Below are 24,189 nucleotides of genomic sequence, written 5' to 3'. Positions count from 1 at the left end.
TAGTTGCGACATCAACCGATGGTCGACCATTTGAGCAGCTTGGTCACGTCGCCCTTGATCTTGCTCGGGTTCGGATCTTTGGGAAAACGCATCATCAGATTGCCGTTCGGATCGACCAGGTAGATGTGGTCGGTCACGTGCGTACCGGTGTCGACCGGCAGCCAGGCGGACACCGCCGCCGGATCGGCGATCAGCATGTCGGTGTCGGGGTAGGCGCTTTGTATCACGTCTGCGACCTTGCCTGCATCGGTGCGCAGCCACACTTGCACGACGCGCTCGCGTTCCGGGCCCTGAGCTGTGCGGATTTGTCGCATGAAATAGAGCTTGGTGACGCAGGCCTTGTCGCACGCGCTGTTGTCGACCGAGATCATCAGCCATTTGCCGCGCAGCGAGGCCAGCTTGAGCGGCTTGCCGTCTTCACCCGTGACCACGAGCGATTCGGGGATCGGACGCTGCGGTTCGACCAGCGTGCCGTAGTTCGTGCTGCCGCCGGTGGGCTTGATCACGTAGTACGTGAAATACGACACGGCGATCGGCGCCGCGCAGACGAACGCCAGCAGCAGCAGGACCCAGCGGCCGCGCTGCCATGAACCCTTGCCGTTGGGTTGGCCGGGCATTGCTTGTTGCGCAGCGGGTTTGCCGGCTTGGGGCGTACGGGGAGATTGCGTCGACACTACGGGACCTCTATCAATGATTGCGCGGTGAGCGGCCCAACTGCGGGCCGCGAAGCCGCTTTGGCTATTCAGGCAGCATCAGGCGAGCGGTACGTGCTCCTTCCTCGCCGCACGGCGCGCGGCGTACAGGCCGAACACCAGCGCGGCGGCGGCCATCCCCCACCACTGGAACATGTAGCCGTAATTACGCTCGACGCCGCTCGTCGGAGCGGGCCAGTCGCGCACGAGTTGGTCGCCGTCGTCGCTCAATTGCTGGATCACGAACGATTGCAACGGCAAGCCGGTTTCCTCGGCATAGGCGGCGGTGTCGAGATTCTGGCGGATCAGTTGATGCTCGGCCGAGCCGCCCTGCCCCAGTTCGTAGGCGCGCGTCGCATCGGCTCGGGCAACACCTTCGATCTCGATCTCGCCCTGCGGCGTGAGATACGGCGCGATGGTCTCGCGATTGTTCATGTTGCGCGGCAACCAGCCGCGATTGACCAGCACGTAACCGCCGTCGGCCAGTTTAAAAGGCATCACGACGTAAAAGCCGGGCTGATCGTTATACGGACGATTATCCAGGTAGACGACCTTGTCCGCGACGAAACTGCCGCGCGCCTTCACCCGATGAAACTCGATGTCCTTCAGCGGGAGCGGCGCGCCGCTCACCGTCAGCGCGGGCGCGTTCTCGAACTGGGTGATCTGCGCTTCGAGCGCCTCCTTCTGATGTGCGCGATCGCGCTGCCAGAAACCAAGCCGCACGGTCACCAGAATCACCAGCAGAATCAGCAGCGCGGGAATCAGGCGGATCTTCATTGCCCGTGCTCCGGCGCGGCCTGAAACGGCATCTGGAACGTGCGGCAAACGCCGGCGCGCGGTGAGATAATAAATGTCTTGCCTCTGCGCTTTCGGGTTTCAGCTGGTTCCATGCACATTCTCGTTCCCATCGCCTTCGTCCTGATCATCGCCAGTATGGTGTCGGCGCTGTATTTCATGATGCATGACAAGGGCAAAACCAAGCGGATGGTCTGGTCGCTCGCCACGCGGGTGGGGCTGTCGATTTCGCTGTTCCTGTTCATCCTGTTCGCTCACTGGATGGGCTGGATCCAGTCGACCGGCATTCCCTACGGCCGTTGAGTCCGGCGCGAGCGCAACACGCGCTGCGCGCTGCCACATCATCACGCCGCCAAACAAAACGCCGCCCTGACACGGTCGAGGGCGGCGCGGCATGAGTCCTTCGTACTGCTCGTGCGCCACGCCATCAACGACGTCGCGCGAAGGGCCTGCACGCATAGCCGGTAACCGGTCGGCGCAGGCCAGACTTCGTTACAGCCAGTACACGACGACGTACAGCCCGAGCCACACGACGTCCACAAAGTGCCAATACCAGGCGGCGCCTTCGAACGCGAAGTGATGTTCTGCCGTGAAGTGGCCGCGAATCAACCGCGCCAGCACCACCGCGAGCATCGTACCGCCGAGGAACACGTGGAAACCGTGGAAGCCCGTCAGCAGGAAGAAGGTCGAACCGTACACGCCCGAAGCCAGCGTCAGATTCAGTTCGTTGTACGCGTGGAAATATTCGAAGCCTTGCAGGAACAGGAAGCAGACGCCGAGCACGAGCGTAGCCGCCAGCCAGATGATCGCCTTCTTGCGATGATCTTCACGCAGCGCGTGGTGCGAGACCGTCAAGGTAGCGCCCGACGACAGCAGCAGCGCCGTGTTGATGGTCGGCACCGGCCACGGTTGCATCGACTTGAAGGTCGAGACCAGCGCTGCCGGACCGTTGTTCGGCCACACCGCCGAGAAGTCCGGCCAGATCAGCTTGTAGTCGAGGCTGCCGAGTTGATGCAGCGCGATTTCACGTGCATAGAACAGTGCACCGAAGAACGCGCCGAAGAACATGACTTCGGAAAAAATGAACCAACTCATGCTCCAGCGGTACGACTTGTCGACGTTCTTGCCGTACATGCCGCCTTCCGATTCGGCGATCGCGTCGCCGAACCAGTGCCACAGCGTGAAGAGCAGCCACAACAGGCCCGCGACGACGCCGATCGGCGCCCAGTCGTGATCGTTGATCCAGGCCGCAAGCGATCCGAGCATGACCAGCAACCCGGTGGCGGCGCTGATCGGATGCCGCGACGGATGCGGTACGAAATAGTACGGGCTCTCGTTTTGACCGCTCATTCTTGATTCTCCACTTCAGTCCAGTTGTTCCGGAATTTCCGGCTGTATCTTCGGCGGCGCGTCGATATCGCACCGCTTCGCTCTAATTCGTGGGCTCGCCTGCGCCCGATACTACGTCTCGCTCCAAACCGTCTCAACCGACTACTGCACGCACCACCAGAATCAGCACGCCGATGAAAATGGCCGCACTGATCAACGCCGCCGCGATCACATGCAACGGGTTCAACTGCGTGGCGTCCGCCTCCAGATCGCTGCGCTTGCGCACGCCAAAAAACGACCAGAAGACGGCGCGCATCGACTGGCCGAAGCTGGCCTTGCGCGGACTGCCGCCGTTCTCGCTCATCATGTTCCGTTTTCCTTCGCCGGCGGCCCGAGCCGTCAGGCGGGATTGGCGGCCGTGGCCGCCGTATTGGCCGTGGGTGCCGCGCTACCGGCCGTCGCCGCGGCCGGCGTAGTCAATTCAAAAAACGTGTACGACAAGGTGATCGTTTTCACGTCCTTCGGCAACTTCGGATCGACCACGAATACCACCGGCAGCCGCCTGGTCTGATTCGCCGTCAAAGTCTGCTGCGTAAAGCAAAAGCACTCGATCTTCCTGAAGTATTCGGTGGCCTGCTTCGGTGCGTAGCTCGGAATGGCTTGCGCCTGAATCGTGCGCGCCTGTTCGTTGCTGACTTCGTACATCACCGTTGTCACTTCGCCCGGATGCACGTCGAGACTGCGTTGCTCCGGCTTGAAACCCAGCGGGCCGCGCGCGTTCGCATCGAATTCGATTGAAATCGTGCGAGTCATGTCGACCTGCGTATTCTTCGCCTCGCGCACCGTGGCGTCACGCTGCACGAGGTTGTTGATCCCGGTGATCTGACAGATCGCGCGATACATCGGCACCAGCGCAAAACCGAAACCGAACATCATCAAGGCGACGATGAACAGCTTGATCAGCATGGGACGGTTAAAAGAGCGATCGGCCTGAGCCGGCGGTTGCGTCGACATCTCAATCCTCAACAAACCTGCAAATCAGACTTCACGCTCGCGCTAGGTGAAAAACCGCTGCCTGATGATGGCGCTCGCGAAAAACACCGCCGCGATGGCGAACATCACCCAACCTATCCGCCTGTTGCCGGCGCGAATCTGCTCCGGCGACCGTCGTTCCTGTGGATTACGCGTCATGCTCGATTGTCTGAATGCCTGTGTGACCGCCCGGTTCCGGCTGCGGTCTATTGCACGCCGCCGGACCGGTTAGCCCACCGATTGCCGATTACTCGACGGTCGGCGGATGTTCGAACGTGTGGAACGGAGCCGGGCTCGGCACGGTCCATTCGAGGCCCGTTGCGCCGTCCCACGGCTTGTCGCCGGCTTTTTCGAGTTCGCCGCCGCCACGGTAGGCCGGCAGCGCAACCGCGAACAGGAAGTAGACCTGCGCCAGACCGAAGCCGAATGCGCCGATCGAGATGACCTGGTTCCAGTCCGTGAACTGGGCCGGGTAGTCGGCATACCGACGCGGCATCCCAGCGAGGCCGACGAAGTGCATCGGCAGGAACGCGAGGTTGAAGAAGAACATCGACGCCCAGAAGTGGATCTTGCCGCGCGTTTCGTTGTACATCCAACCCGTCCACTTCGGCGCCCAGTAGTACCAGCCGGAGAACAGCGCGAATAGCGAGCCCGCCACCAGCACGTAGTGGAAGTGCGCCACCACAAAATAAGTGCCGTGATACTGGATGTCGAGCGGCGCCATGGCCAGCATCAGACCCGAGAGGCCACCGAACGTGAACACGATCAGGAAGCCCACCGCGAACAGCATCGGCGTTTCGAAGCTCAGCGAACCGCGCCACATCGTCGCGACCCAGTTGAACACCTTCACGCCCGTCGGCACGGCGATCAGCATCGTGGCGTACATGAAGAACAGCTGGCCGGTAACCGGCATGCCGGTCGCGAACATGTGGTGCGCCCAGACCATGAACGAGAGAATCGCGATCGAAGAGGTGGCGTACACCATCGAGCTATAGCCAAACAGCGGCTTGCGCGAGAACGCCGGGATCACCTGCGACACGATCCCGAACGCCGGCAAGATCATGATGTACACCTCGGGGTGCCCGAAGAACCAGAAGATGTGCTGGTACATGACCGGGTCGCCGCCGCCTGCCGCGTTGAAGAACGACGTGCCGAAGTGACGATCGAACAGCACCATGGTGATCGCGCCTGCCAGAACCGGCATCACGGCGATCAGCAGGTACGCGGTGATCAGCCACGTCCAGACGAACATCGGCATCTTCATCAGCGTGAGGCCGGGTGCGCGCATGTTCAGGATCGTCACGACGATGTTGATCCCGCCCATGATCGACGAGGCGCCCATCAAGTGGATCGCGAAAATCGCGAAGTCCATGCCCGGGCCCATCTGCGTGGACAGCGGCGCGTACAGCGTCCAGCCGGCGGCGGTCGCGCCGCCCGGTGCGAAGAACGAACCGACCAGCAGAACAGCGGCAACCGGCAGCAGCCAGAAGCTGAAGTTGTTCATGCGGGCGAAAGCCATGTCCGACGCGCCGATCTGCAGCGGAATCATCCAGTTCGCGAAGCCGACGAAGGCCGGCATGATCGCGCCGAACACCATGATCAGGCCGTGCATGGTGGTCAACTGGTTGAAGAACTCGGGACGCATGATCTGCAGGCCCGGCTCGAACAACTCGGCACGGATCATCAGCGCCATCACGCCCCCGGAGAGGAACATGGTGAACGAGAAGATCAGGTACAGCGTACCGATGTCCTTGTGATTGGTTGCGAATAGCCAACGGCGCCAGCCGTGCGGCGTTTCGTGAGCATGGTCGCCGTGCACGTGCTCGTGGCCTGCGACTACATCGTGTCCGATGCTAGACATGACAATCTCCTAAAGCGAATACTGCGGTGCTGCCCATGAACACGTCAGGCGGCCGGGCTGATCTGGACACGCCGGGCTTCTTTCGCGTCGGTCCCGCCCGTGATCGTCTCCGGCTTCTTTAAAATAATATGGTCTTCTGCGATGCCTGCTGCTTTCAGCGCGTCGCGCACGGCTTCGGCACGACTCTTCGCGAGCTTTGCGTTGATGTCGGCAGAACCGGTGGCGTCGGTGAAGCCCGAAACCGTGAACTTCGCGTCCGGATGCGCCTTGGCGTAGGCCGCGGCTGCATCTACTGCAGCTTGCGCGTCGGCCGGCAGCGCGCTCTTGCCCGTGTCGAAGTAGATGCTAGCCGGAAGCGCCGCTTGCGGAGCTGCTGCACTATCCGAACCTGCCGCTGCTGTGTCCGCAGCCGATGCGCCCGACGCTGCCGCTGCGCCCGACGCCGCTTCTGCACCGCTTGCCGCACCGCCTGCGTCGGCCAGATGGTTGCCGCCTTCCGGCAACTTGCCGTTGCGGGCGTCCAGAATCTGTTTCGGCTGGAGAATGTCGCCGGTGTGATTGCCCCACGAGTTACGTTCGTACGTGATCACCGAGGCGATTTCGACGTCGTTCAAAGTGGGCGCCCACGAAGGCATGGCGTTCTTGCCCTTGAGCACGAGGCTCACGTGTTCGGCGATCGGGCCGTTGGCGATCTTGCTGCCGTCGAGCGCCGGGAATGCGCCTGCGCCCTTACCGGTCGGCTGGTGGCAGACCGCGCAGTTCGACGCGTACACCTTGCCGCCGCGATCCATCAGCTCGGCCATCGTGTAGGTCTTGTTCGGATCGTCCTGGCCGGCGGCCATTTTCTTCTTCTGCGTGTCGACCCATTTCGCGTAGTCGTCGGCGGAGAGCACTTCGACCACCACCGGCATGAACGCGTGTTCCTTGCCGCAGAGTTCAGTACAGAAGCCGCGGAAGGTGCCGACCTTGTCGGCCTTGAACCACGTGTCGCGCACGAAGCCCGGAATCGCGTCCTGTTTCACGCCGAATGCCGGCACGTACCAGGAATGGACCACGTCGTTCGCGGTGGTGATGATGCGGATTTTCTTGTCGACCGGGACGACCAGCGGATTGTCGACTTCCTGAAGATACGTGGTGGAAATCGGCTCACGGCCATCGGTTTCCGCACGCGGCGTGGCCAGCGTGGACAAGAAGTTGATGCCTTCGCCCGGGCCCTTCACGTAGTCGTAGCCCCATTTCCACTGATAGCCGGTGACCTTGATGGTGACGTCGGCATTCGTGGTGTCTTTCATCGCGACGACGGTCTTGGTGGCGGGCAGCGCCATCAGCACGACGATGACGAACGGCACGATCGTCCAGATGATTTCGACGGTGGTGCTTTCGTGGAAATTCGAAGCCTTGTGGCCTTTCGATTTGCGGTGCGCAAAGATCGAATAGAACATCACGCCGAACACGCCGACAAAGATGACCAGGCACAGAACCAGCATGAACATGTGGAGGCTGAAGAGCTCCTCAGCGATTTTCGTCGCAGGCGGCTGGAGATTGATCTCGTTGACGGCAGGGCCGCCCGGGACATCGCCCACTGCCAGGGCCGCACCGGCGAAAAGCAGACCGCTCATCGCCAGCACGCCCATGAGGGCTCGCTTGATTGTTTTCATAGCTTCCTTACCCAAAATTTCCATTCAAACCCTCGACCCCGCTGGCAGGCTGTCTCGCGCTCCCCGTGAACGCCGCGCATCTGCACGCGTCTAACAACGCGTGAGCCACAGCCGCAATTCGCCTGCGAACTGGGCGCGCCGAAACTGCGCGAGATGTTGCCCGATCATGATCGTCTGGCCACGCGAGACCAGTTTGATGTGGTCACGCGGCGTCGCGCCCGGCTCGATCCGCACCCAGCGCGGATTGAATTCAAACTGCGTGAGTTGCTCGGCGCTGACCTGCTCGATCACCAGCCGGTTTGGAAACAACCGGATGCGTTCGTAATCCACAGCATGACGCGCATAAATGGCAAACGCGATGCCCACCGCCAGCAATTCGATACCGGTGAACGGCAACACCAGCCAGGCGCCGACCAGAACCAGCATGAATGCAATTGCCAACGAGAACAACGCCAGCGACACGTAGAACCCTACGAACTGCCGCGGCGATATCGAACAGTTGCGTTTCATCGTCCAGTCTTTGAGGACCGGTTCTGAATCCGCCAGCAGATCTGATGCTTGCATCGCTGCCTCCTGCGAACCGCCGCTTTCTGCTTTGTTGGCAGCCACTCAGCCGGCCGCTCGTCTCCTGCCACGTCACCTCATGTTGCAGCCCTGCGTCTCGGGCCTGTCGCCCCCGAGATGCGGGAACTCCGGGCGACAAACTGACGCATTATAGGCGCGATCCATGGCATCCACAAGCAAGCCTCGATTGGCCTGCAAGCCCGCTGCGACAGGCCTCCGCGCCGTTTTGCCGCAGCTTTCGCGGGTCTTTTGAAGCGGTAATTTCAGACATAACAGATGCCCTCTTTACCGCCTCGCCGATCCGCTACCGGTTCCTCGACGAACCTCGTCCGATATCCTCGATTCGCACGATGCCGTGACCGTCTGCCGTGGTCCGCGGCACGGCTTTCCATGCATGGCCGTAGATCACCTCGAAAGTCAGCGCGAGTGTGCCGTCGGCGCGCCGACGCGCTTCGAGCGCAGCCAGCAAAGCCTTGTGCAGCCGGCGCGCCGTCGCACCTGACGACACTTCGCGCTCGAACGGATACGCGCCCCACCGACGCACATCCGCGAGTAGCGACTCGGGCGACTTATAGGTGATGGTGAGCACTTCCTGATCCATCACTGGAATCTCGAAGCCGCTCTCCACCAGCATATCCCCAAGATCATGCATGTCGACGAAGTCGATCACATGTTTGCGCGAACTCACGCCGTGCGCGGCCTCGACCTCGGCGTAAGCGCCGCGCAACTCCTTGAGCGTGTCCGGGCCGAGCGTGCTGAACATCAACAGACCGTTGACCTTGAGCACCCGTTGCCATTCGGGGAATACGAGATCGGGCCGCGAGTGCCAATGCAGCGCAAGATTCGACCAGATGAATTCGAAGGCGCCGGCGGCGAACGGCAGCGCCGAGAAGTCGGCTTGCGCGAAACGCGGGCCGCGCGCGCCGAGCGCCTTGCCGAGCGTGGCCGGCAGGAAGCGGCGCCAACTGGTGTCGCCGGCGTCGTGGCGCAGCGCGCGGCCGAGCATGGCGTGCGACAGATCGGTGCCGAACACCGGCGCCTCGGGAAAGCGCTCGCGCAACGCCGGGAGGTCCTCGCCAGCACCGCAGCCCGCGTCGAGCACGTTCGACGGCGCGACCTTGATGTAATCCAGCCGCTCGCGCATGCGCTGGGCAATCTCGCGCGGCAGAAAGGCGACGTCGTCGAAAGTCGCCGCGCGGCGATCGAAGATCCGCCGGAGGCGCCGGGAATCGTAGGCCGGACGGCCAGTTTGAGCGGAAGTGGGGGGCATGGGTGTCGTGCTGGCGTGGAGCAGGAAGTATACTCGTTCGCTTCCTTCCATTCAGTGGAGACGGCCTTCGCGGCCAATCCGATCGTGGCTTTCCGACCTTTTTCCCTGTCGTCAGATACTAAATTCGCGCGGTTTGCGCGCGGGGTACAGTCGGCCTGGCCGCACATCGTCAATGCGGCGTTGCCGAACCTGTGCGCGTTATGCGGCAATTTGTCGCATGACACGCTCTGCGCGGCTTGCGACCAGGCGTACTGGAACGAAAGCCGGCTGCGTTGCGTCGTCTGCGCGGTGCCGTTGTCCGGTTTGCGATGGGCGAGCCACGCGCGGTATCACTGTGCGGATTGCATAGCCGTACCGCCGCCGTTCGACGCTACGTTTGCCCTCGCCGACTACCGCGCGCCACTCGACACACTCGCGGTCGGCCTGAAATTCCGCGCGCGCCTCGCGCTGGCCCGCGAGTTCGGGCTGCGTCTTGCGCGTGTCGCGCAAGACGCCTGGCATAGTCCGCTGGAACGGCCGGATGTGATCGCGCCGGTGCCGCTCGCGGGGCAAAGGCTTGTCGAGCGCGGCTACAACCAGGCCTGGGAGATCGCAAAGCCGCTGGCGCGCGCGCTGAATCTGCCGGGCCACGCCACCCTCGTGCAGCGCGTGATTCACACCGCGCCGCAATCGCGGCTCGATCTCGACGCGCGAAGGCTCAACGTAGGCCGTGCCTTCAAAGTTGCCGCGCAGGCGCAAGGCATACGCGGCATGCACGTCGGCATCGTCGACGATGTCATGACGACCGGCGCAACCCTCGAAGCGCTGGCCCGCACGCTGAAAGCGGCCGGCGCGCGGCGCGTCACCAATTTCGTCGCGCTGCGTACCCCGAAAAACTAATTCCACCTGGCCTCATTATGTTCAACGTCGTTCTCGTCGAACCCGAAATCCCGCCGAACACCGGCAACGTGATCCGCCTGTGCGCCAATACCGGCGCGCGGCTGCATCTGATCGAACCGCTCGGCTTCCCGCTCGACGACGCCAAATTGCGCCGCGCCGGCCTCGACTATCACGAGTATGCGCAGATGAATGTGCACGCCGACTGGGCCGCGTTCGTCGCGAGGGAAACGCCCGACCCGGCGCGCATGTTCGCCTTCACCACACGCGGCTCGGGACGCTTTCACGAGCACGCGTTTCAATCCGGCGACTGGTTCGTGTTCGGCGCCGAAACGCGGGGCCTGCCCGACTCCGTGCTCGACCAGTTCGCCAATGAGCAGCGCGTGCGGCTGCCCATGCGTCCGGGCAATCGCAGCCTGAATCTGTCGAATACCGTCGCGGTTGTGGTGTTCGAAGCCTGGCGTCAAACCGGTTTCGACGGCGGCGCTTAACGGTTTATCGGCTGGAAAAAGCAGGCAGCCGTTCAGCGCCCGGTCGCGCTAAAACGGCTGATAGATATAGCTTATTCAGCTTTGGAATCGCGCCGCAGCAGGGCGCTGACGGCGTCGCGGGGCGCCACGCCGTCGAACAGCACGGCACAGACCGCCTGCGTGATCGGCATGTCGATCGCGTGAGCGCGAGCGATGGCCAGCACGGCTTGCGCACAACGCACGCCTTCGGCCACGTGGCCGAGGCCGCCGAGAATATCCTCGAGCGACCGGCCCGCGGCGAGTTGCACGCCGACCGTGCGGTTGCGCGACAGGTCGCCGGTAGCGGTCAGGATCAGATCGCCCAGGCCGGTCAAACCGGTGAACGTTTCCGTCCGTCCGCCAAGCGTCACGCCGAGGCGCGACATTTCCGCCAGACCGCGCGTAATCAGCGCCGCGCGGGCATTCAGACCGAGGCCGAGACCATCGGCGATACCCGTGGCGATCGCCAGCACGTTTTTCACCGCGCCGCCCACTTCCACGCCGACGATGTCGTCGCCGGTGTAGATGCGCATGGCGCCATGATGAAACGCCGCGACCGTGCGTTCGCGGCATGCCGCCGAGCCGCTCGCGATGGTCAGCGCGACCGGCAGGCCCTGCCCGACCTCGCGCGCGAAACTCGGACCGGACAGCACGCCATTGCTGGTATGCCCCGGCAATTCAGCCGCGACCACCTGATGCGGCAACAATTGCGAGTCGGCTTCAAAGCCTTTGCACAGCCACACCACGTGCGCGGGCACCTTGCCGGCGTCGCGCATCGCCTGGAACAGACCGCGCAGGCCGGCCACGGGCGTGGCCACGACGCATAACGCGTCGTCGGCCAACGCGTGGTCGAGCGCCGCGTTCAGGTCCGCTTCGTAGCGAAGCGCCGCCGGCAAAGCAACGCCCGCCAGATAGCGGGCGTTTTCGTGCGAAGCGGAGAGGTCGGCAACGAGCGCGGGTTCACGCGCCCACAACACCGTGTCGTGCCGTACGGCCAGATGGCCGGCGAGGGCCGTGCCCCATGCGCCGGCGCCAAGGACAGCGACCTTCATAGCCGGCACTGCCTGCGACACTTAGTGCGTGACGCCGTTCTGCGCCGGGGCTTCCTGGCCACCCATCTGCGCGAGACGTTGCTCGTACAGCGCCTGGAAGTTGATTTCGGCGAGGTGGATCGGCGGGAACCCGGCGCGAGTGATCGCGTCGGCAATGTTCGAGCGCAGGTACGGGAACAGGATCGTCGGGCAGGCGATGCCGACCAGCGGATCGATCTGCTCAGCCGGGATGTTGCGGATGTCGAAAATGCCGGCTTGCTTGGCTTCGATCAGGAACGCAACCTTGTCCGACACCTTGGCCGTGACCGTGCCCGTGACGAGGATTTCGAACACCGTGTCGGCGAGGCGCTCGGCCTTCACGTCGACTTCGACTTCGACCGACGGCATTTCCTGCTCGAGGAAGATGCCCGGCGAATTCGGCTGCTCGAGCGACATGTCCTTCAGGTAGATGCGCTGGATGTTGAAGAACGGCTGGTTATTCTCGTCGGACATGATGAAGTGATTCCCTGATAGGTATGCATGGCGGCGACCCACGCTTGCATGGGCCGCCAGATCGTTGCGGCGCCTCGCCCGCCCGGATCGGGCGAGGATGCGCCGGCTTGTATTTCACCCGCCTCTCACACGCCCGCGGGCGCGCGAATTCAGGCGGCTTCGAGCAGAGGCGTCAGACCGCCCGCGCGGTCGAGCGCGGACAGGTCGTCGTACCCGCCCACATGCGTCTCGCCGATGAACACCTGCGGCACCGTGCGACGACCGGTCCGGGTCATCATTTCTTCACGACGGGCCGGGTCTTTGTCGATCAGTACCTTCTCAACGTGCTCGACGCCGCGCGACTTTAAAAGACGTTCGGCCATCTGGCAATACGGGCACACCTGGGTGCTGTACATGATCACTTTGTTCACTTGGCTACTCCTTGTTTCACAACCGGCATGCCGGCTTTCTGCCAGGCGTCGACACCGCCTTCGAGAACATGGACTTCGGCATATCCTGCATCCTGCACGATACGCGCTGCCTTGTTCGACTGCTGGCCGGTTTGACACACCAGCAGTACCGGGTTGCTCTTGTTCTTCACGAGTTGCGCGACTTTCGCCTGCAGTTCCGCAAATTCAAGGTGCCGTGCCGCGGGCAAATGGCCCTTGGCGTAATCGGCGGTGGGGCGCAGATCGATGACCGCCGCGTTGCGGCGGTTGATCAACTGGGTAGCTTCAGCGGCCGACAGGCCGCCACGGCCGCGCCGCATGATCGTTGGCCACAGCAGCAACCCACCAGAGATGAGGACGATCGCGATCAGTACAAGGTTTGTGTAATCAGTGAAAAACTTCACGGAAAATCCGCCGAAAAAGAGAGAAATCGAAAAGGGCAATCCACCCATTATAAAATAACCGTCTGACGCGATGGCGGCGCTCCTCTAGAGGACCCCCGCAACGCCTTCCTGCTTCCTCACTACCGACCGGCAATCTCATGTACAAACTCGTTCTCATCCGCCACGGCGAATCGACGTGGAACAAGGAAAACCGCTTCACGGGCTGGGTCGACGTCGACCTGACCGAGCAGGGCAACAGTGAGGCGCAGCAAGCCGGCGTGCTGCTGAAGGAATCGGGCTATACGTTCGATATCGCCTACACGTCGGTGCTCAAACGCGCGATCCGCACCTTGTGGCACGTGCAGGACAAGATGGATCTGATGTACCTGCCGGTGGTGCATTCGTGGCGTCTGAACGAACGTCACTACGGCGCGCTGTCGGGCCTGAACAAGGCGGAAACCGCCGCCAAATTCGGCGACGAACAGGTCCTGATCTGGCGTCGCAGCTACGATACGCCGCCGCCGGCGCTCGAACCGACCGACGAGCGCGCACCGTACAACGACCCGCGTTACGCCAAGGTTCCGCGCGAGCAATTGCCGCTCACCGAGTGCCTGAAAGACACCGTCGCGCGCGTGCTGCCGCTGTGGAACGAGTCGATCGCGCCGGCCATCAAGTCGGGCCGCAAGATCGTGATCGCCGCGCACGGCAACTCGATCCGCGCGATGGTGAAGTACCTCGACAATATTTCGGACGACGACATCGTCGGCCTGAACATTCCAAACGGCGTGCCGCTCGTCTATGAACTCGACGAGAACCTGAAGCCGATCACGCATTACTACCTCGGCGACCCGGACGCGATCGCGAAGGCGCAGGCCGCTGTTGCCAAGCAAGGCAAGGCAGGCTGATTCCACAGCCGCGGATGAACCGGTTGGGTAGTTCGCTCGCCGGTCATTTCCACGCCACCTCCCGGCCATCTTGCGGCCATGTCCAGCCGGAAGTCGTGGCGCGTTTGGGGCTTGGCGACAGCCGGCCCTCCACCGCACCGTCCGGCAACACCTACCGGCCGGAGCCGCGCAGGTCAGGCATCGCGCGTCATTCTGCCCACCCTTCACGGTTACCACACATTACTTTGGTGCCACGGGTACGATCTCACGAACCAGGCCCGGTGCCGGCTGTCGAATCACGATTGCCTGCGCTGCGCCCTTTGTGGGCGGGTGTGCAGTTATACTTGTCCGTCCCTATCTCTATCGACGCTGCCACGCGCTTCCGACCGCAACAGACTCTATGCGAAAGAACCTGAAAAATATCGGCCTGATTGCCGCGGGCCTTGCTACCGGCGTATTTGCCACCCTGCAACTTTCCGCCTCGGCCCAGCAACCCGCCAGTGCCGCGTCGAGCGCAGTCGCACCGCTTCCGCTAGACCAGCTCAGGCTCTTTGCCGAAGTGTTCGGGCAAATCAAGCATGAGTACGTCGAACCGGTCGACGATAAAAAGCTCCTCACCGCCGCCATCAAGGGCATGGTAGCGAGCCTCGACCCGCACTCGTCGTACCTCGACAAGACTGATTACGAAGAACTGCAGGAGCAGACCAAAGGTCGCTTCGCGGGCCTCGGCATCGAAATTTCGTCGGAAGACGGCCTTATCAAAGTGATCTCGCCGATCGAAGACACGCCTGCGTTCCGCGCCGGCATTCGTCCGGGCGATCTGATCACCCGCATCAACGACAAGCCGGTTCGTGGCATGACGCTCGACCAGGCCGTCAAGCAGATGCGCGGCGACCCGGGCACCAAGGTCACGCTCACGATCTTCCGCAAGACCGACGACCGCACGTTCCCGCTCACGGTCACGCGCGCAATCATCAAGGTCCAGTCGGTCAAGATGAAGATTCTTGCGCCGGGCTACGCGTATGTGCGTATCACGAGCTTCCAGGAACGCACCGTACCTGACCTCGCCGCGCGACTGCAGGACATTGCGCGTCAGCAGCCGAACCTGAAGGGTCTCGTGCTCGATCTGCGCAACAACGGCGGCGGTCTGCTGCAAAGCGCGGTCGGCGTAGCCGGCGCGTTCCTGCCGCCGAATTCGGTTGTGGTGTCCACCAACGGCCAGATTCCGGACTCGAAGCAGGTCTACCGCGACACGTACGACAACTACCGTCTGCAATCCTTCGACAGCGATCCGCTGAAGGACGAAGCGCCGATCTTCAAGACCGTGCCGATGATCGTGCTGACCAACGCGTACTCCGCGTCGGCGTCGGAAATCGTCGCGGGCGCGCTGCAGGATCAGCATCGTGCGCTGATCGTCGGCAAGACCACCTTCGGCAAGGGCTCGGTGCAGACCGTGCGCCCGATGACGGCGGACACCGCGCTGCGTCTGACCACGGCGTACTACTACACGCCGAGCGGCCGTTCGATCCAGAACAAGGGCATCCGTCCTGACATCGCGGTCGATCAATACGCGGAAGGCGATCCGGACGACGCACTGGTTACCCGCGAAGTCGACTACTCGAATCACCTTGCCAACACGCAAGACCCGAACGAGAAGAAGGAAGCGGAACAGCGCGAAGCCGATCGCATGGAACAACTGCGTGTGCTCGAAGAGCAGAACGACAAGAAGACGCCGGAACAGCGCCAGAAGGATCGCGAGCGCAAACCGGTCGAATTCGGTTCGGCCGACGACTTCATGCTGCAACAAGGGCTGAACAAGCTGGAAGGCAAGCCGGTTCAGGAATCGAAGTCGCTGAGCGAGCGCCGTCTGGCGCAGAACAAGCCGGGCACTTCGGCGTCCGCACCGGTCGCAGTCAAGCCGACCCAGCCGGTTCCGGGTGCATCCAGCCCGGCTGGCGCTTCGGCACCGGCGACGGAAAGCAAGTAAGCAGCTTGAGCCTTAGCGGGTCTTCGCAACGCTGTTCATCGCGATGCGAAGACCCGCAGTATCACCAGCACGCAGTAATCCCTCTTCTTCGCGCGATTAAAATAACCACAACGACAACGCGCGCCGCAGACTTCCCGTCTGCGTTCCTTCGCGCGACACACTCACGCGCCTCGCCATGAATGACGATCAACTCCTCCGCTATTCCCGCCATATCCTCGTCGACGAAATCGGTATCGAGGCGCAGCAGCGCTTTATCGATGCTCATGCGATCGTCGTCGGTGCGGGCGGGTTGGGTTCGCCCGCAGCCATGTATCTCGCAGCGGCGGGCGTCGGCCGTCTGACGTTGGTCGACGCCGACACGGTCGACCTGACCAACCTCCAGCGGCAGATCCTGCATGTGACCGCGTCGGTCGGGCGCAAGAAGGTGGAGTCGGGACGCGATGCGATCGCGCAGATCAATCCCGAGGTGGTGGTGAACGCCGTAGCCGAACGCGTCGACGAGGCATGGCTCGACGCGCACGTTCCCCACGCCACCGTAGTACTCGATTGCACCGACAATTTCGCAACCCGTCACGCGATCAACCGCGCCTGCGTGAAGCACGGCGTGCCGCTGGTGTCGGGCGCGGCGTTGCGCTTCGACGGCCAGATCAGCACATTCGACTTCCGCGACAACGCCTCGCCGTGTTACGCGTGCGTGTTTCCGGAAGACCAGCCGTTCGAAGAAGTCGCGTGCTCGACCATGGGTGTGTTCGCGCCGACGGTGGGCATTATCGGCTCGATGCAGGCGGCAGAAGCACTCAAAGTGATCGGCGACATCGGCACGCCGCTGGTGGGCCGCCTGACGATGCTCGACTCGTTGCGCATGGAATGGAACACGATGCGCATTGCGCGCCAGGCAGACTGCCCGGTATGCGGGCAGATGCATCATCGCGCTTGATAGGACCACGCAAGCCGGACATAAAAAAACGCCGCACATGTGCGGCGTTTTGTTTGAAGCAGCGCTTTCGAAAGCTCAGATCAACATAACTCGCTTGAGCGCCGCCTGCACTTCCTCCGGTTCGAACGAAGCCAGCACGTCGGCCACCGGCTTCTCCAGCGTCTTCAGATGGGAGCGCAGCACTTCCTGCTTGACCACAAGCAGTTGGCTCGGATGCATCGAAAACTCCGTGAGCCCCATGCCGAGCAACAGGCGCGTCAACGCCGGGTCGCCCGCCATCTCGCCGCACACCGAGACTGGCACGTTCGCCCGCTTCGCCTCGCGCAGCGTGAACGCGATCAGATGCAGCACCGCCGGATGCAGCGGATCGTACAGATGCGCGACGGCGTTGTCCGCGCGATCGATCGCCAGTGTGTACTGGATCAGGTCGTTGGTGCCGATCGACAGGAAGTCGAGCCGCTTCAGGAACAGCGGCAACGCGATCGCCGCAGCCGGAATCTCGATCATCGCGCCCACCTGCACGTTCGGATCGTAAGCAATGCCGGCGTCGTCCAGTTGACGTTTGGCTTCGCGGATCAGATCAAGCGACTGGTCGATCTCCTGCGCATGCGCGAGCATTGGAATCAGAATCTTCACCGTACCGAACGCCGACGCCCGCAGAATGGCGCGCAACTGCGTGAGAAACATCTGCGGCTCGGAGAGGCTCCAGCGGATCGCTCTCAGCCCCAAAGCGGGGTTCGCAGCGGTTTCATATCCATCGCCCCCGCTCATCGAATCGAGCGGCTTGTCGGCGCCCACGTCGATCGTGCGGATCGTAACCGGCAGACCGTTCATCAACTCGACCGCGCGACGGTAAGCAGCGAACTGCTCTTCCTCTTCCGGCAGACGGTCCTTGTGATTCATGAACAGGAACTCGGTGCGAAACAAGCCGACGCCGGTTGCACCCGCGTCCACCGCCGCGCGCGCGTCTTCCGGCAATTCGATGTTCGCGCACAACTCGATGCGCGTGCCGCACAGCGTTTGCGTCGGCGAAAATTTCAGGCGTTGCAGCTTGCGCTGCTCGAGCGCCTTTTCGCTTTGACGATACGAATACTCTTCCAGCACGATCGGTGCGGGATCGACGATCACGATACCGTGGTCCCCGTCGACGATGATCAGATCGTCCTGACGGATCAGCGCGCTGGCGTGCTGTACGCCAACTGCCGCCGGAATGCCGAGACTGCGCGCCACGATCGCCGTATGCGAGGTGCGACCGCCGAGATCGGTGACGAAACCCTGAAACGTTTGCGTTTTGAATTGCATCATGTCGGCCGGCGCGATGTCGTGCGCGACTACGATCATCTCGTCGCATGCACCGTGCACACTATCCGGCAGTCCCGCCGATGCCCCCGCGAGCGCCTTCAGCACGCGCTCCACCACCTGCTCGATGTCGGCTTTGCGCTCGCGCAGGTATTCGTCTTCGATATCGTCGAAGTGGCGCGACAGGCGCTCCAGTTGTTCGGTGAGCGCCCACTCCACGTTGTAGCGGCGCGTGCGGATCAGGTCGATGGTCTCCTGCACGAGCATCGCATCGTTCAGGATCATTGAATGCACGTTGATGAACGCGCCCATTTCGCTGGGCGCGTCTGCCGCAAGATCGGCGCGCAACGTGTCGAGCTCGTGGTGCACCTGTTGCTGGGCCGTGCGAAAGCGTTCGACCTCGCTCTCGATTTGAGCGGGCTCGACCAGATAGTGGTCTACGTCCAGTGCGGCCGGGGCGATCAGATAAGCCCGCCCGATGGCGATACCGCGTGACACGGGAATTCCATGCAGCGTGAAGGACACGCGCACCTCCTCTAGTTGTGTGATGCCGCGGCAAACCGCTGCAATGCTCTCAGACTCTCATCGTCATTATAAATTCCGCGCCCCATGCACGTAGGGCAACGGTGTGTGCAGCGCAGCACGAATGATTGTAATCGGCGCGACAGCACGGAATTTTCGTCTGTTGATTCCAGGGCCATTGTTACGCGCTAAAAAAAACGCCGCGGACAGCCGCGGCGTTGATCTCATGCAACGTGGACGCGCAAAATCACTGACCCTCGCCGAATTTATCGGCAATCAGTTTCAACAATGCGTCCATCGCTTCTTTTTCGTCGGCGCCTTCCGTTTCGATCAGCACCGTGCTGCCGATGCCCGCGGCCAGCATCATGACTCCCATGATGCTCTTCGCATTGATGCGGCGGCCATTGCGGCTCATCCAGATTTCCGACTGGTAGCTGCCCGCGAGTTGCGTCAACTTGGCCGACGCTCGCGCGTGCAGCCCCAGCTTGTTCACAATAGTCGTTTCCTGTTGCAGCATGTGATGGTCCGAAGCGCGGGTAAATGTTGTTGTGAAAGGTGGAACTGCACTCCACCTGCAATGCGTGTGAAACCAGAGTCAGACCGTGCGTCCTGCCGGTGGGTCACAACCCGGCTGAGTCGGCCTTCTGCGTCAGATCCGCGCCGGGCGGCAGCGCGGGCAGACAGTCACCGGGCGCGGCATCGGGCGGCAAGGCGGGCAGACAATCGCCGGATTCCGCGCTCGGCGCAACCGGTGCGGGCGTAGCGGGTCCGATTGCGTGCACACCTTTGGTCGCGCCGGCCAGCGCCTTGTCGACCAGCGTGTCGAGCGGCGTGGCGCGATAGCAGACCGCGCGTACCAGCATCGGCAAATTGACGCCGCACAGCACGCGCACGTTCGGCAGCGAGGCGAGCCGGCCCGCGATATTCGCGGGCGTCGCGCCGAACATATCCGTGAGCACGAGCGCACCGTTTTCTTCCTTGAGACGCTCGATCTCCGAATTCGCGAACGCGACTTGCTGCACCGGATCGCAATCGGGCGATACGTCGATCACGCCGATGCGCGCCGGCAAGCCACCATAAATGTGCGAAATACAGTCGCGCAACGCGGTGGCGAAAGGAGCGTGCGCAATGATCAGAATGCCTGCCATGTCAGCCTTACTGCCAAAAGAACGGCCCTGAACCGTGGAGCGGGACGAATCCCGCCACCAAGCGCTCTCGACCGGCCGTGGGCCATGAGAGCCGGAACACATCACGCGATGTACGCATCACAGCGCCCGATACTGCGCCGGCGCCGGCGAACCACTGCGCGATCACACGTCCGCAATCCCTGCCTCAGACGCCCCGTGGACGCCTTCGATCGAGCCTGGCGCGGAAGAGCGGGCATTGTAGCAGGCCCATTTTCGCGTCAAAGCCGCTGTACTACCTGATGCGGATTAACGACACAGTTTGGGGGCCGCGGCCTGCATTCAAGGGCACCACGTCAGGCGGCCGCACGCTCCAACGCATCGATAAACATGGCGGCGACGTCGAAACCGGTTTGATCCATGATCTCGCGGAAACACGTCGGACTCGTGACGTTCACTTCGGTCAGCCAGTCGCCAATGGCATCCAGTCCAACCAGTAGCAAACCGCGCGCCGCGAGCACCGGCGCCAGCGTGTCGGCGATCTTGCGATCGTGCTCGGTAAGCGGACGCGCCACGCCCAAACCGCCCGCCGCGAGATTGCCGCGCACTTCATTACCCTGAGGAATCCGCGCGAGCGAAAACGGCACCGCTTCGCCGCCGATCAGCAGAATGCGCTTGTCCCCCTCCTTGATCTCGGGGATGAATTTCTGCGCCATCACCGAACGCGTGCCGTCGTGGCTCAGCATTTCGATGATCGAACCGAGGTTCATGCCGTCGGCCTTCACGCGGAACACGCCCATGCCGCCCATGCCGTCGAGCGGCTTCAGGATCACGTCGCCATGTTCTTCGTGGAAAGCACGCAAACGGGTGGCGTCGCGCGTGACCAGCGTGGGCGTGACGAACTGTGCGAATTCGCCGATCGCCAGCTTTTCCGAGTGATCGCGGATCGCCTGCGGTTTGTTGAAGATGCGCGCGCCGCCGCGTTCGGCCATTTCGAGCAGCCATGTCGACGTCACGTACTCCATGTCGAACGGCGGATCCTTACGCATCACGACCGCGCTGAAGCTCTTGAGCGAGCGCGCCGTCGGGGCGTCCGCCGCGTACCAGACTTCGCGATGCAGATCGGTGACGTCGCCGACGATCGCGAAGCGCTGCACATTGGCTTCCACGTCGCCGCCGGTCCATGCCAGATGCTTCGGCTCGCACGCATACACCACGTGGCCGCGGCGCGCCGCTTCCGCCATCATCGCGTAAGTCGAGTCTTTGTAGATCTTGAAGTGCGAGAGCGGATCGGCGATGAAAAGAATGTCCATGAAGGTTCCGGTGCGCCCTGATGGGCTTGGCATTGATCGTAAATATAGTCGTTGAAAATGGCGATGGCGGCACGCATGCCGCCATCGACCACCCGCCGTGGCTTAAACCTGGATCGCTTCCGGGTCGGTCTTTTCCAGTTCGACCGATGCAGCCAGCAAGCCGAGCCGCGCCACCACGCCGTACATGTAGAAGCGGTTCGGCACCGCCGCGCCCGGCTTGGCGTGCGCATCCGGCAGCGCCGTGTGCTCGAAGCCAAGCGGCACGAAGTGCATGCCGGGCGCGTTCAGGTTCTGATCGCGCTCGCGGCTGCCGTGCACGCGGTAGAAACCGCCCACCACGTAGCGGTCGATCATGTACACGACCGGCTCGGCCACTTCTTCGCCGATCCGCTCGAAGGTGTACACGCCTTCCTGCACGATCACGTCATGCACTTCGAGGCCGTCTTTGGTGGCGGCCATCTTGGCGCGCTCGCGCTTGGTGAGCGCGGCCACTTCCGACGCATCGTGCACGGTCATCACGCCCATGCCATACGTGCCCGCATCGGACTTGATGACGACATACGGTTTCTCGGAGATGCCGTACTCGCGATACTTCTTGGCGATCTTCTTCAGCACGCCGTCGATCGCATCGGCCAGCGCTTGTTCGCCGGTGCGCTCCTGGAAGTCGACGCCTTCGACGTGCGCGAAGTACGGATTGATCATCCACGGATCGATCTCGACCATCTTCGCGAACTTCTTCGCGACGTCGTCATAACAGGAGAAATGCGTGGATTTGCGGCGAACCGCCCAGCCCGCATGCAGCGGCGGCAGCAGATATTGTTCGTGCAGATTCTCGAGGATCGGCGGAATGCCGCCCGACAAATCGTTGTTCAGCAGAATCGAACACGGATCGAAATTCTTCAGACCAAGCCGGCGCGGCGTCCGCTCGAGCGGTTCGAGCACCAGCTTCTGGCCGTCGGACAGCGCAATCGTGACGGGTCCGTTGATGCTTTCGTCGAGCGTGCCGAAGCGCACGTTCAAGCCTGCTTGCCGCATGATCGCGGCCAGACGGGCGACGTTCTCGAGATAAAACGCGTTGCGCGTGTGGCGCTCGGGGATCACCAGCAGATTCTTCGCGTCCGGGCAGATCTTCTCGATCGATGCCATCGCGGCCTGCACGGCGAGCGGCAACACTTCCTGCGGCAGATTGTTGAATGCGCCGGGGAACAGATTGGTGTCGACCGGCGCGAGCTTGAAGCCCGCGTTACGCAGGTCGACCGAACAGTAGAAAGGCGGCGTGTGTTCCTGCCATTCGAGCCGGAACCAGCGTTCGATGGCGGGTGTAGCGTCGAGGATCTTCCGCTCGAGATCGAGCAGCGGGCCGTTTAACGCCGTAACTAGGTGCGGAACCATTGATCACTCGCAGACTGGAGAAAAAAGATTGTAGAGCAAATGCTTTGCCCATTTGGGGACGGTTTCTCCATTCGCAAGCCGATGCGAATGCATTCTCGCTATCGCCATGATAGGCGCGGAAATCTGCTGTGACCAAGCCAGGCGCCAAGAAAAAAGCCCGCCATGAAGGCGGGCCAAAATCGCTGCGCTTGTTCGTCATCCAGCGAGCCCGGGAGCGCGGGCCCGCGGAGTATTGCCGTTGCTTATTCGACGTGTTCGCCGTGCAGGCTCACGTCCAGACCTTCGCGTTCCTGTTCTTCCGTCACGCGGATGCCCATCACCATATCGATGACCTTCAGCAGGATGAAACTCACCACGCCGCTGTAGATCAGGGTGGTCAGCACGCCCTTGGCTTGCAGAACGATGCTGCCGTCCGCGCCGCCGATGTCCTTGACCGCGAACACGCCCGTCAGCAACGCACCCACGATACCGCCGATGCAGTGCACGCCGAACGCGTCGAGCGAGTCGTCGTAACCGAGCTTGTGCTTGAGCCACGTTGCCGACCAGAAGCAGACCACGCCGGCCACGATACCGATCACCAGCGAACCCGACATGCCGACGAAGCCCGAAGCCGGCGTAATCGCCACCAGACCTGCCACAGCGCCCGACACGATACCGAGCACCGACGGCTTACCCTTGGCAGCCCATTCAGCGAACATCCATGCGAGTGCTGCTGCTGCGGTTGCGATTTGCGTCGCGAACATCGCGAAACCGGCACGGCCGTCAGCCGCCACTGCCGAACCCGCGTTGAAGCCGAACCAGCCCACCCACAGCATCGCGCCACCGATCAGCGTGAGCGTCAGGTTGTGCGGCGCCATGGCTTCCTTGCCGTAGCCGACACGCTTGCCGAGCACCAGGCAGCAGACCAGACCGGCGATACCGGCGTTGATGTGCACCACCGTGCCGCCTGCGAAGTCGAGGATGCCTGCCGTAGCCAGCCAGCCGGTCGGTTCCCAGACCATGTGAGCGATCGGCGAGTAGACGATGATCGACCACAGCGTCATGAACACGAGCATGGCCGAGAACTTCATACGGTCAGCAAAGGCGCCCGTGATGAGTGCCGGCGTGATGATCGCGAACGTCATCTGATAGACGAAGTAGACCGTTTCCGGGATCGTCGGGGCCAGATGGCTGACGGTCAGCGTCGTGGCCTTGTCGCCCTTGATGTAGTTCATGCCCGACATGAAGACGCGCGAGAAGCCGCCGATGAACGAGCCGCCCGGCGTGAACGCGATGCTGTAGCCGACCACGGCCCAGACGATCGTCACGACGCAGGTGATCGCGAAGCTTTGCATCAGCGTGGCGAGCACGTTTTTCTTGCGGACCATGCCGCCGTAGAACAGCGCCAGACCCGGGATCGTCATGAACAGCACGAGCGCGGTGGAGGTCAGCATCCAGGCGGTGTCGCCCGAATTGATCTTCGACGAATCGACCGAGAACGGCGCGGTCGGTGCAGCCGGCGCGGCGGCGGCCGATGCGTCTGCCGGTGCCGAGGCCGCTGCGTTGGCGGTGCCTGCAGTAGCTGCATCCGGGGTCGGCGTCGAAGCCGCGGCTACCGGCGCCGAAGCGTCCGGTGCCGGCGCGCTCGCCGTCGTATCGGAAGCCGCTGCCGAAGCGGCTGCGGGGGCGGAAGCGTCGTCCGCGAGGGCGGCGCCGATACCGCCCGCGAGCAGCGAACCGGCCATCAGCAAGGACATCAATAATTTGCGCATCTTTCGTTTCCTCTTATCGCTATCTGTGTCGCTGTCTTT

26 protein-coding genes are annotated in these 24,189 nt (G+C 62.6%); 6 read left to right on the top strand and 20 right to left on the bottom strand.

Annotated features, from left to right (window positions below):
* Window positions 1-11: 11 nt before the first annotated feature.
* Window positions 12-674, bottom strand: a complete 663-nt coding sequence (locus tag FQ705_RS21925; RefSeq protein WP_144144166.1) for a cytochrome C oxidase subunit I — start codon at window positions 672-674, stop codon at window positions 12-14.
* A gap of 78 nt (window positions 675-752) precedes the next feature.
* Window positions 753-1,469 (bottom strand): SURF1 family protein, encoded by a 717-nt coding sequence (locus FQ705_RS21920; RefSeq protein WP_144144164.1) that lies wholly within the window; start codon window positions 1,467-1,469, stop codon window positions 753-755.
* A gap of 111 nt (window positions 1,470-1,580) precedes the next feature.
* Between FQ705_RS21920 and FQ705_RS21915 the strand changes: the two genes are divergently transcribed.
* On the top strand, window positions 1,581-1,790 hold the full coding sequence (locus FQ705_RS21915) for a twin transmembrane helix small protein (protein ID WP_007179452.1): 210 nt from the start codon (window positions 1,581-1,583) through the stop codon (window positions 1,788-1,790).
* 189 nt (window positions 1,791-1,979) lie between these two features.
* On the opposite strand, the gene FQ705_RS21910 is transcribed toward FQ705_RS21915, so the two are convergent.
* The 8 genes from FQ705_RS21910 to FQ705_RS21880 form a co-directional block, all read right to left on the bottom strand.
* On the bottom strand, window positions 1,980-2,837 hold the full coding sequence (locus tag FQ705_RS21910) for a cytochrome c oxidase subunit 3 (protein WP_144144162.1): 858 nt from the start codon (window positions 2,835-2,837) through the stop codon (window positions 1,980-1,982).
* A 133-nt stretch (window positions 2,838-2,970) separates the two neighbouring features.
* Window positions 2,971-3,180, bottom strand: a complete 210-nt coding sequence (locus tag FQ705_RS21905; RefSeq protein WP_144144386.1) for a DUF2970 domain-containing protein — start codon at window positions 3,178-3,180, stop codon at window positions 2,971-2,973.
* Between the two features lie 35 nt (window positions 3,181-3,215).
* Window positions 3,216-3,830: a cytochrome c oxidase assembly protein gene (locus FQ705_RS21900; RefSeq protein ID WP_144144160.1), complete on the bottom strand. Its 615-nt coding sequence runs from the start codon at window positions 3,828-3,830 to the stop codon at window positions 3,216-3,218.
* A gap of 42 nt (window positions 3,831-3,872) precedes the next feature.
* Window positions 3,873-4,007: a cytochrome oxidase small assembly protein gene (locus FQ705_RS34345; protein WP_222105665.1), complete on the bottom strand. Its 135-nt coding sequence runs from the start codon at window positions 4,005-4,007 to the stop codon at window positions 3,873-3,875.
* Window positions 4,008-4,095: 88 nt separating this feature from the next.
* On the bottom strand, window positions 4,096-5,709 hold the full coding sequence (ctaD, locus tag FQ705_RS21895) for a cytochrome c oxidase subunit I (RefSeq protein ID WP_144144159.1): 1,614 nt from the start codon (window positions 5,707-5,709) through the stop codon (window positions 4,096-4,098).
* Between the two features lie 44 nt (window positions 5,710-5,753).
* A complete protein-coding gene (coxB, locus tag FQ705_RS21890) occupies window positions 5,754-7,391 on the bottom strand; it encodes a cytochrome c oxidase subunit II (protein ID WP_144144157.1) in 1,638 nt (545 codons plus the stop codon).
* 66 nt (window positions 7,392-7,457) lie between these two features.
* Window positions 7,458-7,931 (bottom strand): DUF2244 domain-containing protein, encoded by a 474-nt coding sequence (locus FQ705_RS21885; protein ID WP_144144155.1) that lies wholly within the window; start codon window positions 7,929-7,931, stop codon window positions 7,458-7,460.
* A gap of 304 nt (window positions 7,932-8,235) precedes the next feature.
* Window positions 8,236-9,201, bottom strand: a complete 966-nt coding sequence (locus FQ705_RS21880) for a methyltransferase domain-containing protein (protein ID WP_144144153.1) — start codon at window positions 9,199-9,201, stop codon at window positions 8,236-8,238.
* A gap of 84 nt (window positions 9,202-9,285) precedes the next feature.
* Between FQ705_RS21880 and FQ705_RS21875 the strand changes: the two genes are divergently transcribed.
* Both FQ705_RS21875 and trmL read left to right on the top strand, forming a co-directional pair.
* Window positions 9,286-10,080: a ComF family protein gene (locus FQ705_RS21875; RefSeq protein WP_144144384.1), complete on the top strand. Its 795-nt coding sequence runs from the start codon at window positions 9,286-9,288 to the stop codon at window positions 10,078-10,080.
* Window positions 10,081-10,097: 17 nt separating this feature from the next.
* Window positions 10,098-10,568 carry a tRNA (uridine(34)/cytosine(34)/5-carboxymethylaminomethyluridine(34)-2'-O)-methyltransferase TrmL gene (gene trmL / locus FQ705_RS21870; RefSeq protein ID WP_144144151.1) on the top strand — a complete coding sequence of 157 codons (471 nt, stop codon included), beginning with the start codon at window positions 10,098-10,100 and terminating at the stop codon, window positions 10,566-10,568.
* A 71-nt stretch (window positions 10,569-10,639) separates the two neighbouring features.
* On the opposite strand, the gene FQ705_RS21865 is transcribed toward trmL, so the two are convergent.
* The 4 genes from FQ705_RS21865 to FQ705_RS21850 all read right to left on the bottom strand — a co-directional run bounded on the left by FQ705_RS21865 (window position 10,640) and on the right by FQ705_RS21850 (window position 12,962).
* Complete coding sequence (locus tag FQ705_RS21865) at window positions 10,640-11,638, bottom strand: NAD(P)H-dependent glycerol-3-phosphate dehydrogenase (protein WP_144144150.1); 999 nt, start codon at window positions 11,636-11,638, stop codon at window positions 10,640-10,642.
* Window positions 11,639-11,659: 21 nt separating this feature from the next.
* Complete coding sequence (gene secB, locus FQ705_RS21860; protein ID WP_144144148.1) at window positions 11,660-12,130, bottom strand: protein-export chaperone SecB; 471 nt, start codon at window positions 12,128-12,130, stop codon at window positions 11,660-11,662.
* A 149-nt stretch (window positions 12,131-12,279) separates the two neighbouring features.
* Entirely contained in the window at window positions 12,280-12,540 is a 261-nt protein-coding gene (gene grxC / locus FQ705_RS21855; protein WP_013088272.1) for a glutaredoxin 3, read from the bottom strand.
* Window positions 12,537-12,962 carry a rhodanese-like domain-containing protein gene (locus tag FQ705_RS21850; protein WP_144144146.1) on the bottom strand — a complete coding sequence of 142 codons (426 nt, stop codon included), beginning with the start codon at window positions 12,960-12,962 and terminating at the stop codon, window positions 12,537-12,539. The genes grxC and FQ705_RS21850 overlap by 4 nt, the downstream gene beginning before the upstream one ends.
* Before the next feature lie 137 nt (window positions 12,963-13,099).
* On the opposite strand from FQ705_RS21850, the gene gpmA reads away from it, so the two are divergent.
* The 3 genes from gpmA (at window position 13,100) to FQ705_RS21835 (ending at window position 16,749) form a co-directional block, all read left to right on the top strand.
* Window positions 13,100-13,846: a 2,3-diphosphoglycerate-dependent phosphoglycerate mutase gene (gene gpmA / locus FQ705_RS21845; protein WP_144144144.1), complete on the top strand. Its 747-nt coding sequence runs from the start codon at window positions 13,100-13,102 to the stop codon at window positions 13,844-13,846.
* Window positions 13,847-14,225: 379 nt separating this feature from the next.
* Window positions 14,226-15,812: a S41 family peptidase gene (locus tag FQ705_RS21840; protein ID WP_144144142.1), complete on the top strand. Its 1,587-nt coding sequence runs from the start codon at window positions 14,226-14,228 to the stop codon at window positions 15,810-15,812.
* 175 nt (window positions 15,813-15,987) lie between these two features.
* Window positions 15,988-16,749, top strand: a complete 762-nt coding sequence (locus FQ705_RS21835; RefSeq protein WP_144144140.1) for a HesA/MoeB/ThiF family protein — start codon at window positions 15,988-15,990, stop codon at window positions 16,747-16,749.
* Between the two features lie 75 nt (window positions 16,750-16,824).
* On the opposite strand, the gene ptsP is transcribed toward FQ705_RS21835, so the two are convergent.
* The 6 genes from ptsP to FQ705_RS21805 form a co-directional block, all read right to left on the bottom strand.
* A complete protein-coding gene (ptsP, locus tag FQ705_RS21830) occupies window positions 16,825-18,573 on the bottom strand; it encodes a phosphoenolpyruvate--protein phosphotransferase (protein WP_144144138.1) in 1,749 nt (582 codons plus the stop codon).
* A 244-nt stretch (window positions 18,574-18,817) separates the two neighbouring features.
* A complete protein-coding gene (locus tag FQ705_RS21825) occupies window positions 18,818-19,087 on the bottom strand; it encodes an HPr family phosphocarrier protein (RefSeq protein WP_025597881.1) in 270 nt (89 codons plus the stop codon).
* Window positions 19,088-19,190: 103 nt separating this feature from the next.
* Window positions 19,191-19,718, bottom strand: coding sequence for a PTS sugar transporter subunit IIA (locus tag FQ705_RS21820; RefSeq protein WP_144144136.1), 528 nt, complete (start codon window positions 19,716-19,718; stop codon window positions 19,191-19,193).
* Window positions 19,719-20,050: 332 nt separating this feature from the next.
* Window positions 20,051-21,007: a glutathione synthase gene (gene gshB / locus FQ705_RS21815; RefSeq protein ID WP_144144134.1), complete on the bottom strand. Its 957-nt coding sequence runs from the start codon at window positions 21,005-21,007 to the stop codon at window positions 20,051-20,053.
* A 102-nt stretch (window positions 21,008-21,109) separates the two neighbouring features.
* A complete protein-coding gene (gshA, locus tag FQ705_RS21810) occupies window positions 21,110-22,399 on the bottom strand; it encodes a glutamate--cysteine ligase (RefSeq protein ID WP_144144132.1) in 1,290 nt (429 codons plus the stop codon).
* 242 nt (window positions 22,400-22,641) lie between these two features.
* Entirely contained in the window at window positions 22,642-24,150 is a 1,509-nt protein-coding gene (locus FQ705_RS21805; protein WP_144144130.1) for an ammonium transporter, read from the bottom strand.
* Window positions 24,151-24,189 lie beyond the last annotated feature (39 nt).

This window comes from Paraburkholderia sp. BCC1884, assembly GCF_900996225.1.
Taxonomy (GTDB): domain Bacteria; phylum Pseudomonadota; class Gammaproteobacteria; order Burkholderiales; family Burkholderiaceae; genus Paraburkholderia.
The sequence above is the reverse complement of the archived record's forward strand: the minus strand, read 5'-3'. Positions and strand labels throughout refer to the sequence as shown.